This window comes from Actinomadura sp. NPDC049753 (genome assembly GCF_040674655.1).
Lineage (GTDB): Bacteria > Actinomycetota > Actinomycetes > Streptosporangiales > Streptosporangiaceae > Spirillospora > Spirillospora verrucosospora.
Map to the genome: position 1 here is coordinate 42,405 of NZ_JBFARL010000005.1, position 13,792 is coordinate 56,196.

Below are 13,792 nucleotides of genomic sequence, written 5' to 3' on the forward strand. Positions count from 1 at the left end.
ACTGCTTATGTCTGGACCTAGAGACGCACGGGAGCCCGGCGAGCAGGCCGGCGAGGCCGTTCCCCTGAAGCTCCCCGCCTTCGGGCTGGAGGCCCCCTGGTGGGCCGCGGAGTCCGCGGACACCGCCCCGTCGGCCGAGCAGGCAGCGGCGCCGGAGATGCTGTCGGCGCCCGTGGTCGAGGACGCCCTCGCCGAGGAGGTCCAGGACGAGGCCGGCGCCTCCGCCCCCGCGGCGCCCCGCGTCTCCGAGGTCCCCGCCGCTCCCCACGTCGCCTCGGCGCCGCCCGGGACGCTCGTCGCCGGGCGGGGCGTCCCGCACGTCGACTCCCGCGGCGCCGTCCCCGCCGATCCGATCATCAAGCCCCCGATCTCCCCCGACGAGACCGACCCCGAAGGCTTCCCGCCCGTCCCGCCCCTCCCGGGCGGGTTCGGGGCGGCGACGCCGCGAGGCGAGGCCGCGGGGGCCGTCACACCAGAGACCGAGGCCACCGTGGACCACCCCGCCGTGACCGACACCGCGACGGACATCCCCGCGTCGCTTTCGGCGTTCGAGAAGGCCAAGGAGGCGGAGGACGCCGCCTCGCTCGCGCCCGTGCTCGTCCCGGACGCCATCCTGCCGCCCGGCGTCGTCCCGCCCACCGGAAGCGGCCCGTTCCCGCACACCGATCCGGCCGCGGTGGGCGCGGCCGGCGCCGACCAGGGGGGCACGCCGCCCTTCCACGCCGAGGGCGCCGCCCCCGCCGACGCCCCGCCGCCCGGACGCCCACCGCAGGGCATGCCCGTCACCGGCCAGGGCGGCGGCAAGGGGCGCTCGGTGCTGATCGGCGGCGTCGCCGCGGTCATCCTCGCCGCGGTCGGCGCCCTGTTCCTCATCGGCGGCACGGGCTCGGACGGCGACCACGGCAAGAAGGGCAAGACCCCCGAGGCCCCCGCCGCGGCGCAGACCACGCCCGCGGTCACACCGTCCGCCACGGCCACCGCCCGCGTGGACATCAACAACGAGAAGACCGACACCGCCGACCTGACGTTCCGCGACGTCTTCCCGACCGAGACCATCCGGTTCGGCGACCGGACCTACCTCCGGGACCGCTGGTCGCTCAACCGCGACGTCACCTACGCGGCCCGCGGCTCCATGCTCGCCGCCCTCCGCAAGGACCAGTGCCGCAAGATCGTCCGCGCCACCTACATCGACCCGCAGAGCAAGCTCGCCGTCACCTCCGGCATCGCGGTGATGCCGACGAAGGCGGCCGCGATCGCCGTGAGCAAGGCGGGCGACCCCGCCCGCTACGAGTGGTTCCGCGGCATGGCGGGCAAGCGGTCCCCCGACATCGACCAGGCCGGCGGCTACGCGGCCGCGACCGTGCGCGGCCGGTACGTCGCCTACGCCTACGTCCAGTGGGCGAACGGGAAGAAGGCCAAGCCCGGCGACCCGACGATCAAGAAGGCGGCGCAGCTGTTCCTCGACTACGACCTGCGCCCGATCGTGGCGCGGTCACGGGGCTGAGCCCCGCAGGCCCGGCCCAGGGACCGCGGGGTCAGGCGCCCTGCCGGGGCGCGGCGCCGCCGGGCGGCGCCGGCTGGTCGGCGGACGCCGCGGCGGCCGTGGCGTTCAGCGTCCGGACGCGGCGGGTCTCCTGGGCCCGCCTGGCCAGGCTCTCGTCCTCGGGGTAGCGGATCTCCTCCAGCGACAGGCCGTGCGCGGGCGCCACGTTCACGCCCGAGTCGCGGACGCGCGCCGCGAGCACCTGCGCGGGCCACTCGACCTCGCGCCGCCCGTCCCCCACCATCAGCAGCGCGCCGACGAGCGCGCGGACCATCGAGTGGCAGAACGCGTCGGCCTCCACGGTGGCGAGCGCGAGATGCGGGTCGCGGTCGTCGCGCGCCCACTCGTAGCGCAGCAGCTCCCGGATGGTCGTCGCGCCCTCCCGCCTGCGGCAGTACGCGGCGAAGTCGTTCTCGCCGACCAGCCTGCGGGCGGCCTCGTTCATCCGGGCGAGGTTCAGGGGACGGGGATGCCACAGCACGTCGTGCCGGCGCAGCGGCTCCACCCCGAACGGGTTGTCGCACACCCGGTACACGTAGCGCCGCGACAGCGCGGAGAACCGCGCGTCGAACCCCTCCGGGGCGATCGACACGCGCCACACCCGCACGTCCGGGGGCAGCAGCCCGGCGAGGCGGCGCGGCATCGTCCCGTTGATCGCCGAGTAGGCGGCGACGGGGACGACGAGGTGGGCGACCTGGCCGCGGGCGTGGACGCCGGCGTCGGTGCGGCCGGCGACGGTGAGCATGGGAGGCGGGTCCAGGCGAAGCATCCGGGCGAGCGCGTCCTCGATGACGCCCTGGACGGTCCGCTGGTTCGGCTGCCTGGCCCAGCCCGCGAAGTCCGACCCGTCGTAGGAGATGTCGAGCCGGAGTCGTACCAGTGCGGTCATGTCAGCCGAGTCGTCCTTCTGCAACGTCCGTCCATCCCTCCGGGCAGCCCGCGTTCGTCGGGCACTCCCCTGACACGCTCCCCGGTGAACCGTCGCCCTCCTGCCATGACCATGCGATCAAGTCTGGCAAAGTTCGGGCCCGCCGTCCCGATGGAAACGGCGGGCCCTCACGAACTTCGAGCAAACGCTCGCCCAGTTCAAGCGGCGGATTACTCCTTCTCGCCCTCGTCCTTGGCTTCCGCGTCTCCGGCGGCCTCGTCCTTGGCTTCCACGGCGGCGGTGTCGTCCGCCTCCGTCTTGGCCTCGGCCTCCTCCGCCTTCGGCGCCGGGGCGGCCGGAGCGGCCGTGCCGCCGGACGCCGCCAGCTGCTCCTGCACCAGCTCGATCACGGCCATCGGGGCGTTGTCGCCCTTGCGCGGACCGATCTTGGTGATGCGGGTGTAGCCGCCGGGACGGTTCTCGAAGCGCGGCGCGATCTCGGTGAAGAGCTCGTGCAGGACGCCCTTGTCGCGGATCGTCTTGGCGACCAGGCGACGGTTGTGCAGGTCGCCCTTCTTCGCCTTGGTGATCAGCTTCTCCGCCAGCGGACGCACCCGCCGGGCCTTGGCCTCGGTGGTGGTGATGCGGCCGTGCTCGAACAGCGCCGTGGCCAGGTTGGCCAGGATCAGGCGCTGGTGCGCCGCGCTGCCGCCGAGGCGGGCGCCCTTGGTGGGCTGGGGCATGTCGTTTCCTTCCTGCACCGGCCGTGTCAGGTACCGGTGTCAGCTGGTTCCGGCCGGCCGGGGACCGCGGGCCCCCGGCCGCCGGACTCGGGTTCCTAGTACTGCTCGGTCTCGGCGTAGCCCTGGTCGTCGTCGCCGTAGTTGTCGGCCGCCGCGCTCGGGTCGAACCCGGGCGGGGAGTCCTTCAGCGACAGGCCCATGTCGTTGAGCTTCTGCTTGACCTCTTCGATCGACTTGGCGCCGAAGTTGCGGATGTCGAGCAGGTCCTGCTCGCTGCGGGCGACGAGCTCGCCCACGGAGTGGATGCCCTCGCGCTTCAGGCAGTTGTAGGAGCGGACCGTGAGGTTCAGCTCCTCGATCGGCAGGGCCAGGTCCGCGGCGAGCGCGGCGTCCGTCGGGGACGGGCCCATGTCGATGCCCTCGGCCTCGACGTTGAGCTCCCGGGCCAGCCCGAACAGCTCGACGAGGGTCTTGCCGGCGGAGGCGACCGCGTCGCGCGGCAGCATCGCCTGCTTGGTCTCCACGTCCAGGATGAGGCGGTCGAAGTCGGTGCGCTGCTCGACTCGGGTGGCCTCGACCTTGTAGGTGACCTTGAGCACGGGCGAGTAGATGGAGTCGATCGGGATCCGGCCGATCTCCTGGCCCGGCTGCTTGTTCTGCGCGGCCGAGACGTAGCCGCGGCCGCGCTCGACCGTCAGCTCCATCTCCAGCTTGGCCTTGTTGTTCAGGGTGGCGATGTGCAGGTCCGGGTTGTGGACCTCCACGCCCGCCGGCGGCGCGATGTCGGCCGCGGTCACCTCGCCCGGGCCCTGCTTGCGCAGGTACATGACGACGGGCTCGTCGTGCTCGGAGGAGACGACGAGCTCCTTGAGGTTCAGGATGATGTCGGTGACGTCCTCCTTCACCCCGGGCACGGTCGAGAACTCGTGCAGGACGCCCTCGATCCGGATGCTGGTGACGGCCGCACCGGGAATGGAGGAGAGCAGGGTGCGACGCAGCGAGTTGCCGATCGTGTAGCCGAAGCCCGGCTCCAGCGGCTCGATGGTGAACCGCGACCGGTACTCGTCGACCTGCTCTTCGGTGAGAGTCGGACGCTGAGCGATGAGCATGGTGGTGCCTTCTTTCCGCGGTGCCCGCTATTTGACTACCGCGTTCTGGATTCTTCCCCGATCCGCCGGGGTCCCAACGGGGGACCCCGGCGGGCGTTGAGCCCTTACTTGGAGTAGAGCTCGACGATCAGCTGCTCCTGGACGGGAGCGTCGATCTGCTGCCGGACGGGCAGCGAGTGCACGAGGATCCGCATCTTCTCGCCGTCGACCCCGAGCCACGCCGGAACCTGGCGCTCGCCGACCTCGGCCTTGGCGACCTGGAACGGCGTCATCTCCAGCGACTTCGGCTTGACGTCGACGATGTCGGCCTCGCCGACCAGGGCCGACGGGATGTTGACCTTCTTGCCGTTGACCCGGATGTGGCCGTGCCGGATGAGCTGGCGGGCCATGTCGCGGGACTTGGCGAAGCCGGCCCGGTAGACGACGTTGTCGAGCCGGCGCTCCAGCAGCATGAGCAGGTTGTCACCCGTCTTGCCCTGCTGGCGGGTCGCCTCGACGTAGTAGTTGTGGAACTGCCGCTCCAGCACGCCGTAGATGCGCCGCGCCTTCTGCTTCTCGCGAAGCTGCAGCAGGTACTCGGTCTCCTTCGGCCGGCCGCGACCGTGCTCACCCGGCGGGTAGGGACGGATCTCGATCGGGCACTTCGGGCCCTCGCACTTGCTGCCCTTGAGGAACAGCTTCATCTTCTCGCGGCGGCAGAGCTTGCAGTCCGCACCGGTGTAACGAGCCATTGTTCTAGATCTCCCCTGCCTCAGACCCGGCTGGCCAGCGCAGTGGCGGGCGGTGCCGCCTGCGCAAATTCCAGATTGCTCATGACGGGTCAGACCCTCCGACGCTTCGGCGGGCGGCAGCCGTTGTGCGGAACGGGCGTGACGTCCTGGATCGAGCCCACCTCGAGGCCGGTGGCCTGCAGCGACCGGATGGCGGTCTCGCGGCCCGAGCCCGGGCCCTTCACGAAGACGTCGACCTTGCGCATGCCGTGCTCCATCGCGCGCCGGGCGGCGGCCTCGGCGGCCTGCTGCGCGGCGAACGGGGTGGACTTGCGCGAGCCCTTGAACCCGACGTGGCCCGAGGAGGCCCAGGAGATCACGTTGCCGTTGGGGTCGGTGATCGAAACGATCGTGTTGTTGAACGTGCTCTTGATGTGGGCGTGCCCGTGAGCGACGTTCTTCTTTTCCTTGCGGCGCACCTTCTTGGCGCCGACACGGCTCTTAGGAGGCATGTGCTCTCTCTACTCTTGAGGTCATCGATCCGGAGGACCGACTCCGGACTACTTCTTGCCGGCCTTCTTCTTGCCGGCCACGGTCTTCTTCTTGCCCTTGCGGGTGCGCGCGTTGGTCTGCGTGCGCTGACCGTGCACCGGAAGCCCGCGGCGGTGCCGGATGCCCTGGTAGCACCCGATCTCGATCTTGCGGCGGATGTCCGCCTGGACCTCGCGGCGAAGATCACCCTCGATCTTGTAGTTCGCCTCGATCCAGTCGCGGAGCTTGACCAGCTCGTCGTCGCCGAGCTGGTGCACGCGCAGGTCGCCGCTGACGCCGGTGCCCGAGAGGGTCTCCAGCGCCCGCGTCCGGCCGATGCCGAAGATGTAGGTGAGAGCGACCTCGAGGCGCTTGTCGCGCGGGAGGTCGACGCCGAGGAGGCGTGCCATGTGGGCAGTTCCCTTCATTCGTCCGGAGGTATGGACGCACCGCCTCCGCATACACCCTGCCCGGGTGGCGGCCCCGGCCTCCGAAGGTCCGGGGGTGCCCCTCCACACGACACTGCCGTACGGCCGGATCCCGGAGTTCCCGGACCCGGCGCGTACGGCCGTGTGAAGGCTGCGGTGCGCTTGCTGGGTTGTGAGCGTCAGCCCTGACGCTGCTTGTGGCGCGGGTCGGAGCAGATGACCATGACCCGGCCGTGCCGGCGGATGACGCGGCACTTGTTGCAGATCTTCTTGACGCTCGGCTTGACCTTCACTGGGTCTCCTAGAGATAAGGGTCACCCCCGCGCCGCCACGCACGGGGAAGGCAACCCCAGTGGGATTTACTTGTAGCGGTAGACGATCCGACCGCGCGTGAGGTCGTAGGGGCTCAGCTCCACAACGACGCGGTCGTCCGGCAGGATCCGGATGTAGTGCATCCGCATCTTGCCGCTGATGTGGGCGAGCACCTTGTGCCCGTTGTCGAGTTCCACCTTGAACATGGCGTTCGGCAGCGACTCGATGACGGTGCCCTCGATCTCGATGGCCCCTTCTTTCTTGGGCATGTCCTCCGCGCTTCGCTGATCGGCTCATTGGACGCGGCCCGGCTCTCCAGGGGAGAATCGGCCGCGACCCGCACCGCGGCGCGGATGCGCCAGGAAGGGGAATCGAGCGGCCGTCGACGGACCGACAAGGGAGTCTACGTCAACCGGCCGTCCAATGCGAAATCGACGCATGATACGTGTCCGGAGACTGCTCCCGAGTCAAGCATACATCGCCTGCGCGTTGTACCTTTCCAGGAGAGCGACGTTCGAGGAGGGTCAGCATGCCGAGCTATGACTTCGCGCTGATCCTCAGCCGTCCCCTCTACGAGGACGAGCTCGACCCGCTGTTCGACCGCACGCACGGCGCGGTCACCGTGTCGATCATCAGCGAGCCGCACCACGCAGACCGTCCTCCAGCCCCCACCCACCACCATCCAAACGACGCGCTCCGCTCGGCGGACCGTCCTCCAGCCCCCACCCACCACCATCCAAACGACGCGCTCCGCTCGGCGGACCGTCTGGGGAACGCCTCGTGCACCTGGCCGGGCGCCACCCTCGCCGCGGCGATCATGGAGGTGGTCGGGCACGTCGAGGAGAGCGCGCCCGGCCTGCACGTCCTGCAGGTGGAGGCCGACCCGCTGCTGACCATCCGCGACATCGCCGAGCGGGTGGGCCGGTCCCTCGACTCGGTCCGGCACGCGATCACCGGGGCGCGCGGCGCCACCGGCTTCCCGTCCTCGGAGATGTCCACCGCCGGTCACCGGCTGTGGCGGTGGTCCAAGGTCGCCGCCTGGTACGGGCTGGACGATCCCCAGCTCATCGAGGCCAAGCCGACCGTCCAGGCCATCAACGGCTGGCTCGCGCTGCGCGACGTCGTCCCCGACATCGCCCCCGCCCCGGAGGACGTCACCTCGGCCCTGTCCCTCGTCATCCCGCACGTCGCCTGAGGGCGCGTCGCCCGGGCGAGGCGGAGGCCGCCGCCCCGGCGACCGCGCTCCCGGCGGGGGCGAGTCGACAGTCCCGGCGCGCGGACGCGAAGATCGTCCCGGCGCCCGCGGCCCGGGGCGGCCCGGAACACGGGGTTCCGTGATGTGCTGGGGGCAACGGGGAGGGGATCGATGGCGATCATCGCGCAGCTGAGCGACATCCATCTGGCGGCCGGACGCGACGGCGGGATGGACGACGACTCGGGGCCGGTCCGCGCGCTGCGGGCCGCCGTGTCGAGCCTGCTGTCGCTGCCCGCGCGGCCCGACGCCGTCGTGCTCACCGGGGACCTCGCCGACCGCGGCCTGCCCTCCGAGTACACCCGGCTGCACGCGCTGCTGTCGCCGCTGCCGATGGCCGTCTACCCGATGTGCGGCAACCACGACGACCGCGACGAGATGCGCCGGACGTTCGCCGACCATCCGGCGGTCGCGGCGACGGGGACCGGCCCCGGGGCGCCCGTCCAGTACGCCGTCGACGTGGCCGGCGTGCGCCTGGTCTGCTGCGACACGACCGTCGACGGCCACCCCCACGGGCACATGAGCGAGGAGAGGCTCGCCTGGCTGGAGGAGACGCTGAGCGCCGCGCCCGGCGTCCCGACCGTCATCGCCACCCACCACCCGCCGTACCCGATCGGGATGCGGTTCATCGACGACCTGCGGTTCGTCGACCCCGCCGGGTTCGCGGCCGTGATCTCCCGGCACCCGCAGGTCGTACGGGTGATCTCCGGGCACGCGCACCGGGCGACGGTCGGATCGCTGGCGGGACGGGTCTGCACCACCTGCCCGAGCACCTACCGGCAGCTGTTCCTCGACCTCACCCGGCGGGGCCGCGCCGCCGTCACCGGGGAGCCCGCCGGGTTCGCCCTGCACCTCGTCGGCGAGGACGGCACCGCCACCACCCACTTCGCCCCGACCGGGAACTACCGGCCCCTGATGGACGTGGAGTGACCCCGCCGGGCGGCACCGGGCACGCCGGCCCGGGCCCTGCCGGACGGGCGCGTCAGCGGTCGCCCTGGCGCCCGCCGAAGACCGTGCGCATCAGCAGGACGGCGCCCCACGGGCCCGCCACCCAGATCCACCACGGGTAGACCGCGCCCGACGTCACCAGGATGATCAGCCACACCGTCAGGTTGATCGCGCTGACCGTCGCCCAGGCGCCCCACATCGCCGCCATCCGCTGCGGTTCGAGGCCGCCCGACGGCCGCCGCGCCGGCGACGCGGTGCCCTTGCTCTGCGTCGCGGGGACCGGGAGCTGGTACAGGTCCTCCTCCGGCAGGTCGGACGTGACCTCCTGGAGCTGCCCGAGCGTCCTGGCGCCGTAGACCGCGTCCAGCCGCTCCTGCAGCTCGTCCATCGTGATCCGGCCCTCCGCGCAGTGCTCGCGCAGACTCGCGGCCACCCGGTCGCGGTCGGCGTCCGACGCCCGGATCTCAGGGTTCGGCGCCATCGCTCCTCCGCTCCTCAGGACCTGCCTTCACTCTCCATTCTGCGGCGCGGATCCGAGCTTCGCGAACCGGTCGCGGCCCTCGTCGAGCGCCGTCAGGACGCGGGGGCCGTCCGCCGTGACCGCGAACGTGTGCTCGAAGTGCGCCGAGGAGCGCCCGTCGGTCGTCACGACCGTCCAGCCGTCGTCGAGCTCGGCGGTCTCCTTCGTGCCGAGGTTCACCATCGGCTCCACCGCGAAGCACATGCCCGGTTCCAGGACGGGCCCGTGCCCGGGCGCGCCGTGGTTGGGGATCAGCGGGTCCATGTGCATCTCGGTCCCGATGCCGTGGCCGCCGTAGCCCTCGACGATGCCGTAGCGCCCCTGAGAGCGGATGTGGGACTCGATCGCATGGGAGATGTCCGTGAGGCGGGCGCCGGCGCGCCCGGCCGCGAGGCCGCGCCACAGGGACTCCTCCGTGACCTCCAGCAGCCGCCGCTCCTCGTCGGTGATCTCCCCCACCGGGACCGTGATCGCCGCGTCGCCGTGCCAGCCCTCCACGATCGCGCCGCAGTCGATGGACAGCACGTCGCCCTCGCGCAGGATCTTGTCCGCCCGCGGGATGCCGTGCACGATCTCCTCGTTGACCGACGCGCAGATCGTCCCCGTGAAGCCGTGGTAGCCCTTGAACGACGGGACGCCGCCGTTGTCGCGGATGTGCTCCTCGGCGAGCGCGTCCAGGTCCAGGGTGCTCATGCCCGGCTTGGCGGCCGCGCGCAGCAGCTCCAGCGTCCGGCCGACGAGCAGACCCGCCGTGCGCATCAGCTCGACCTGCTCCGCGGTCTTCATCTGGATCATGAGTCTGCGCCGTTTGAACATCTCTCCCCTTGCACCGGTCCTCGCGCCGAAAACGGCCGCGCGGACGCGGGATCACCCGCGTCCGCGCCCACGACCCCACCGGGGGCCGTCACTTCTCCAGTGAACCCGTCGACCTCTCCGGCCTGCCCGTCATTTCTCCAGCGGGCGCAGCGCGGTGAGGGCGCGCTTGGTGACCTCTTCGACCGGTCCCGTCGCGTCGATGCCGACGAGGATGTTCTCGTCGGCGTAGAACTGCACCAGCGGCGCCGTGTCGTGCCGGTACACCTCCAGGCGGTGCATGACGACCTCTTCCTTGTCGTCGTCCCGCTGGAACAGGTGACCGCCGCAGTCGTCGCAGATGTCGTCCTGCTTGTCGTCGAAGTCGACGTGCCAGATCCGGCCGCACTTGTCGCAGGTGCGCCGGCCCGACAGCCGCCGGACGACCTCGTCCTCGTCGACGACGAGTTCCAGCACGATGTCGAGGCGGGTGTCCCACTCGGCGAGGATCTTCTTCAGCGTCTCGGCCTGCGGGACGTTCCGCGGGAACCCGTCCAGCAGGAAGCCGTCGCGGGCGTCGTCCTCGCCGAGCCGGTCGCGGACCATCGCGATCGTGACCTCGTCGGGGACGAGGTCGCCGCGGTCCATGTACTGCTTGGCCTGCCGGCCGAGCGGCGTCCCGCCGCTGACGTTCGCGCGGAAGATGTCACCTGTCGAGATCTTCGGGACCGACAGATGAGATGCGATGAACTGGGCCTGCGTCCCCTTGCCCGCACCCGGGGGGCCCACCAGGACGATACGCACTACCGGAGGAAGCCCTCGTAGTTGCGCTGCTGGAGCTGACTCTCGATCTGCTTCACGGTATCCAGTCCGACGCCGACGACGATGAGGATGCTCGTGCCGCCGAACGGGAAGTCCGAGCTCGCCTTCATGAGTGCGAAGGCGACCATCGGGATGAGGGACACGAGCCCCAGGTAGAGCGCACCGGGTGTGGTGATCCGGGTCAGCACGAAGTCGAGGTACTCGGCAGTCGGCCGACCAGGACGGATACCTGGGATGAATCCACCATACTTCTTCATGTTGTCGGCGACTTCAGTGGGGTTGAAGGTGATCGCCACATAGAAGTACGTGAAGAAGATGATGAAGACGAAGAAGATCCCCATGTGCCAGGCGTTGTCCTGCTGGAGATAGGGCTGCACCTTCTGCAGCCACTTCGTGTTGGGCCACAACTGGGTGGCCAGAACCGGCAGGTAGAGCAGCGAGGACGCGAAGATGATCGGGATGATGCCGGCCTGGTTGACCTTCAGCGGGATGTAGGTCGACGTGCCGCCGTACATGCGGCGTCCCACCATCCGCTTGGCGTACTGGACGGGGATGCGCCGCTGCGCCTGCTCGACGAACACGACCCCGGCCATGATCGCCAGACCCACCAGGATCACGATCGCGAAGACGAACCCGTTCTTGGTCTTGTAGATGCTCCAGAACTGGGCGGGGAAGACCGCCACCACCTGGGTGAAGATCAGGATCGACATGCCGTTGCCGACGCCGCGGTCGGTGACCAGCTCGCCCAGCCACATGATGACGGTCGTGCCCGCCACCATAATGATCACCATAGTGATGATCGGGAAGATACCCTTGTCGTACAGGATGTCGCCGCTGCCGGAGATGCCCTGGAACAACTGGCCCGTGCTCGCCATCGCGACGATGCCGGTCGCCTGCAGGATCGCCAGCCCGACCGTCAGGTACCGGGTGTACTGGGTGATCTTCGTCGTACCGGCCTGGCCCTCCTTCTTCAGGGCCTCCAGCCGGGGGATCACCACCGTCAGCAGCTGCAGGATGATGCTGGCCGTGATGTACGGCATGATGCCGAGCGCGAAGACCGACAGCTTCAGCAGCGCGCCGCCGCTGAACAGGTCGACCAGGCCGTAAAGCTGGCTGCTGTCCTTGGCCGCGTCCGCGGTCTCCTTCAGCACCTTCACGTTCACGTTGGGCGTCGGCAGGATCGAACCGATCCTGAACACCACGATCATAAACAACGTGAAAAGGATTTTCTTACGCAGGTCAGGCGTACGGAAAGCCCGAGCGAACGCGGTCAGCACCATTCCTCCTGCGCGACTGGCTGGTTCATGGCCGCCGAGGGGGCGGTTTCAGGTCCATGAGTTCGGGCGGAGAATACCCGGTGTGACGGCAGAGTGCGCAATCTCACGCGGAGTACCTTCGCTCGTGTGACTCTAACAGCAGATGACACCGGGGCCGCCCCGCCGGACCCGGTGGCCTCACGGCCCCGGGCCTCATGCGGAGGCGGCCCCGGCATCAGGTGTCCTTCTTACAGCTCGTCGGCGGATCCGCCGGCGGCGGCGATCTTCTCCTTGGCGGCGCCGGAGAAGGCGTGCGCCTTCACCTGGACCGCGACGGAGATGTCGCCCGTGCCGAGGATCTTGACCGGACGGCCGCGGCGCACCGCGCCCTTGGCCGCCAGGTCCTCCGCCGTGACCTCGCCGCCCTCGGGGTAGAGCGCGGCGAGCTTGTCCAGGTTCACGACCTGGAACTCGACCCGGTTCGGGTTCTTGAAGCCCTTGAGCTTCGGAACCCGGCGGATCAGGGGCATCTGGCCGCCCTCGAAACCGACGGGGACGGTGCTGCGGGCCTTGGTGCCCTTGGTGCCGCGACCGGCGGTCTTGCCCTTGGACGCCTCGCCGCGGCCCTTGCGGGTCTTGGCCTTGTTGGCGCCGGGGGCCGGACGCAGGTCGTGCACCTTCAGCGGGGCGCCCTCGGTCTCCGCGGCGGAGTCCTTACCGAGATCAGCCGCCATGTCAGTCGACCTCCTCGACGGTGACCAGGTGCGCCACCGTCCGGATCATGCCGAGCACCTCGGGGCGGTCCTCGCGGACCACGCTCTGCCCGATCTTCTTCAGGCCCAGGGTGCGCAGCGTGTCACGCTGGTTCTGCTTCTCGCTGATCACGGACTTGGTCTGCGTGATCTTCAGGTTGCTCACGACGACGCGACCTCCGCCCTCGGCTCGCTGCCCGCGGCACGCGCGCGCAGCATGGCCGCCGGGGCGACGTCCTCGATCGGCAGGCCGCGCTTGGCCGCGATCTCCTCGGGACGCTTCAGCGACTTCAGACCCGCGATCGTGGCGTGCACGATGTTGATCGCGTTGTCGCTGCCCAGCGACTTGCTCAGCACGTCGTGGATGCCGGCGCACTCCAGGACCGCGCGCACCGGGCCGCCGGCGATGACGCCGGTACCGGGGCTGGCCGGACGGAGCAGGACCTCGCCCGCCGCGTCGCGCGCCTGCACCAGGTGCGGGATCGTGCCCTGGATCCGCGGCACCTTGAAGAAGTGCTTCTTGGCCTCCTCGACGCCCTTGGCGATCGCCGCGGGCACCTCCTTGGCCTTGCCGTAGCCGACGCCGACGGTGCCGTTGCCGTCACCGACGATCACCAGGGCGGTGAAGCTGAAGCGACGCCCGCCCTTGACGACCTTGGCGACACGGTTGATCGCCACGACCTTCTCGATGTACGACTGGCCCTTGTCGGCGCCACCGCGGCGGTCGTCGCGGCGGTCGCGACGGTCGCCACCCTGACCGCCACCACGCCTCTGCGCTGCCATCAGTGGTTCCTCTCGTTCACCTTGTAAAGGGCCATCAGAGCTCCAGGCCCCCCTCACGCGCACCGTCCGCGACAGCGGCGATGCGGCCGTGGTACTTGTTGCCGCCGCGGTCGAACACGACCGCGTGGACGCCGGCCTGCTTGGCCCGCTCGGCGACGAGCTCGCCGACCTTGCGGGACTTGGCCGTCTTGTCGCCGGAGTCGGCGCGCAGGTCCGCCTCCATCGTCGACGCGCTGGCCAGCGTGTGGCCCTTGTCGTCGTCGATGACCTGGACGAACACGTGCCGGCTGGAGCGGGTCACGACCAGGCGCGGCCGCGCGGCGGTGCCCACGACCTTCTTGCGGACCCGCAGGTGCCGGCGCTTGCGAGCAAGCTGGCGACCGCTCGTGGCCTTGCCGGCCAGGGTCTTGGTGCCTGCCATGA

At 70.4% G+C, this 13,792-nt stretch carries 19 protein-coding genes; 3 read left to right on the forward strand and 16 right to left on the reverse strand.

Features of this window, described 5'->3' with window-relative positions:
* Nucleotides 1–7 precede the first annotated feature (7 nt).
* Complete coding sequence (locus tag AB0K37_RS02620) at nt 8–1,504, forward strand: hypothetical protein (protein ID WP_363973724.1); 1,497 nt, start codon at nt 8–10, stop codon at nt 1,502–1,504.
* 31 nt (nt 1,505–1,535) lie between these two features.
* On the opposite strand, the gene truA is transcribed toward AB0K37_RS02620, so the two are convergent.
* The 8 genes from truA to infA form a co-directional block, all read right to left on the reverse strand.
* Nucleotides 1,536–2,432 carry a tRNA pseudouridine(38-40) synthase TruA gene (gene truA / locus AB0K37_RS02625; protein WP_363973727.1) on the reverse strand — a complete coding sequence of 299 codons (897 nt, stop codon included), beginning with the start codon at nt 2,430–2,432 and terminating at the stop codon, nt 1,536–1,538.
* A 209-nt stretch (nt 2,433–2,641) separates the two neighbouring features.
* Nucleotides 2,642–3,154, reverse strand: a complete 513-nt coding sequence (gene rplQ / locus AB0K37_RS02630; protein WP_363973730.1) for a 50S ribosomal protein L17 — start codon at nt 3,152–3,154, stop codon at nt 2,642–2,644.
* A gap of 95 nt (nt 3,155–3,249) precedes the next feature.
* Nucleotides 3,250–4,263: a DNA-directed RNA polymerase subunit alpha gene (locus AB0K37_RS02635; RefSeq protein WP_067454600.1), complete on the reverse strand. Its 1,014-nt coding sequence runs from the start codon at nt 4,261–4,263 to the stop codon at nt 3,250–3,252.
* A gap of 104 nt (nt 4,264–4,367) precedes the next feature.
* Complete coding sequence (rpsD, locus tag AB0K37_RS02640; protein ID WP_363973734.1) at nt 4,368–4,994, reverse strand: 30S ribosomal protein S4; 627 nt, start codon at nt 4,992–4,994, stop codon at nt 4,368–4,370.
* Nucleotides 4,995–5,083: 89 nt separating this feature from the next.
* Complete coding sequence (gene rpsK, locus AB0K37_RS02645) at nt 5,084–5,485, reverse strand: 30S ribosomal protein S11 (protein ID WP_021596710.1); 402 nt, start codon at nt 5,483–5,485, stop codon at nt 5,084–5,086.
* 48 nt (nt 5,486–5,533) lie between these two features.
* On the reverse strand, nt 5,534–5,914 hold the full coding sequence (gene rpsM, locus AB0K37_RS02650) for a 30S ribosomal protein S13 (protein ID WP_363973738.1): 381 nt from the start codon (nt 5,912–5,914) through the stop codon (nt 5,534–5,536).
* Nucleotides 5,915–6,111: 197 nt separating this feature from the next.
* Nucleotides 6,112–6,225 (reverse strand): 50S ribosomal protein L36, encoded by a 114-nt coding sequence (gene rpmJ, locus AB0K37_RS02655; protein WP_021596712.1) that lies wholly within the window; start codon nt 6,223–6,225, stop codon nt 6,112–6,114.
* Between the two features lie 66 nt (nt 6,226–6,291).
* Nucleotides 6,292–6,513, reverse strand: a complete 222-nt coding sequence (infA, locus tag AB0K37_RS02660; RefSeq protein WP_034519601.1) for a translation initiation factor IF-1 — start codon at nt 6,511–6,513, stop codon at nt 6,292–6,294.
* Between the two features lie 260 nt (nt 6,514–6,773).
* Between infA and AB0K37_RS02665 the strand changes: the two genes are divergently transcribed.
* Both AB0K37_RS02665 and AB0K37_RS02670 read left to right on the forward strand, forming a co-directional pair.
* Nucleotides 6,774–7,439 (forward strand): hypothetical protein, encoded by a 666-nt coding sequence (locus AB0K37_RS02665; protein WP_363973743.1) that lies wholly within the window; start codon nt 6,774–6,776, stop codon nt 7,437–7,439.
* Between the two features lie 171 nt (nt 7,440–7,610).
* Nucleotides 7,611–8,426 carry a phosphodiesterase gene (locus AB0K37_RS02670; RefSeq protein WP_363973746.1) on the forward strand — a complete coding sequence of 272 codons (816 nt, stop codon included), beginning with the start codon at nt 7,611–7,613 and terminating at the stop codon, nt 8,424–8,426.
* Nucleotides 8,427–8,478: 52 nt separating this feature from the next.
* Here the strand turns inward: AB0K37_RS02670 and AB0K37_RS02675 are convergent, their stop codons facing one another.
* The 8 genes from AB0K37_RS02675 to rplR all read right to left on the reverse strand — a co-directional run bounded on the left by AB0K37_RS02675 (nt 8,479) and on the right by rplR (nt 13,790).
* The gene (locus tag AB0K37_RS02675) at nt 8,479–8,925 is read right to left on the reverse strand and encodes a DUF1707 domain-containing protein (RefSeq protein WP_363973749.1); all 447 of its coding nucleotides are present in this window, start codon (nt 8,923–8,925) and stop codon (nt 8,479–8,481) included.
* Nucleotides 8,926–8,952: 27 nt separating this feature from the next.
* Nucleotides 8,953–9,780, reverse strand: coding sequence for a type I methionyl aminopeptidase (gene map / locus AB0K37_RS02680; RefSeq protein ID WP_363973752.1), 828 nt, complete (start codon nt 9,778–9,780; stop codon nt 8,953–8,955).
* 129 nt (nt 9,781–9,909) lie between these two features.
* Nucleotides 9,910–10,560: an adenylate kinase gene (locus AB0K37_RS02685; RefSeq protein WP_149258925.1), complete on the reverse strand. Its 651-nt coding sequence runs from the start codon at nt 10,558–10,560 to the stop codon at nt 9,910–9,912.
* Nucleotides 10,560–11,855 (reverse strand): preprotein translocase subunit SecY, encoded by a 1,296-nt coding sequence (gene secY, locus AB0K37_RS02690; protein WP_363973835.1) that lies wholly within the window; start codon nt 11,853–11,855, stop codon nt 10,560–10,562. Before secY ends, AB0K37_RS02685 begins: the two co-directional genes overlap by 1 nt.
* Nucleotides 11,856–12,082: 227 nt before the next feature.
* On the reverse strand, nt 12,083–12,568 hold the full coding sequence (gene rplO / locus AB0K37_RS02695; RefSeq protein WP_363973756.1) for a 50S ribosomal protein L15: 486 nt from the start codon (nt 12,566–12,568) through the stop codon (nt 12,083–12,085).
* Nucleotide 12,569: 1 nt separating this feature from the next.
* A complete protein-coding gene (rpmD, locus tag AB0K37_RS02700) occupies nt 12,570–12,752 on the reverse strand; it encodes a 50S ribosomal protein L30 (RefSeq protein ID WP_021596720.1) in 183 nt (60 codons plus the stop codon).
* Nucleotides 12,749–13,372: a 30S ribosomal protein S5 gene (rpsE, locus tag AB0K37_RS02705; RefSeq protein ID WP_149259522.1), complete on the reverse strand. Its 624-nt coding sequence runs from the start codon at nt 13,370–13,372 to the stop codon at nt 12,749–12,751. The genes rpmD and rpsE overlap by 4 nt, the downstream gene beginning before the upstream one ends.
* A gap of 31 nt (nt 13,373–13,403) precedes the next feature.
* Nucleotides 13,404–13,790: a 50S ribosomal protein L18 gene (gene rplR / locus AB0K37_RS02710; protein WP_173394929.1), complete on the reverse strand. Its 387-nt coding sequence runs from the start codon at nt 13,788–13,790 to the stop codon at nt 13,404–13,406.
* Nucleotides 13,791–13,792: the final 2 nt, after the last annotated feature.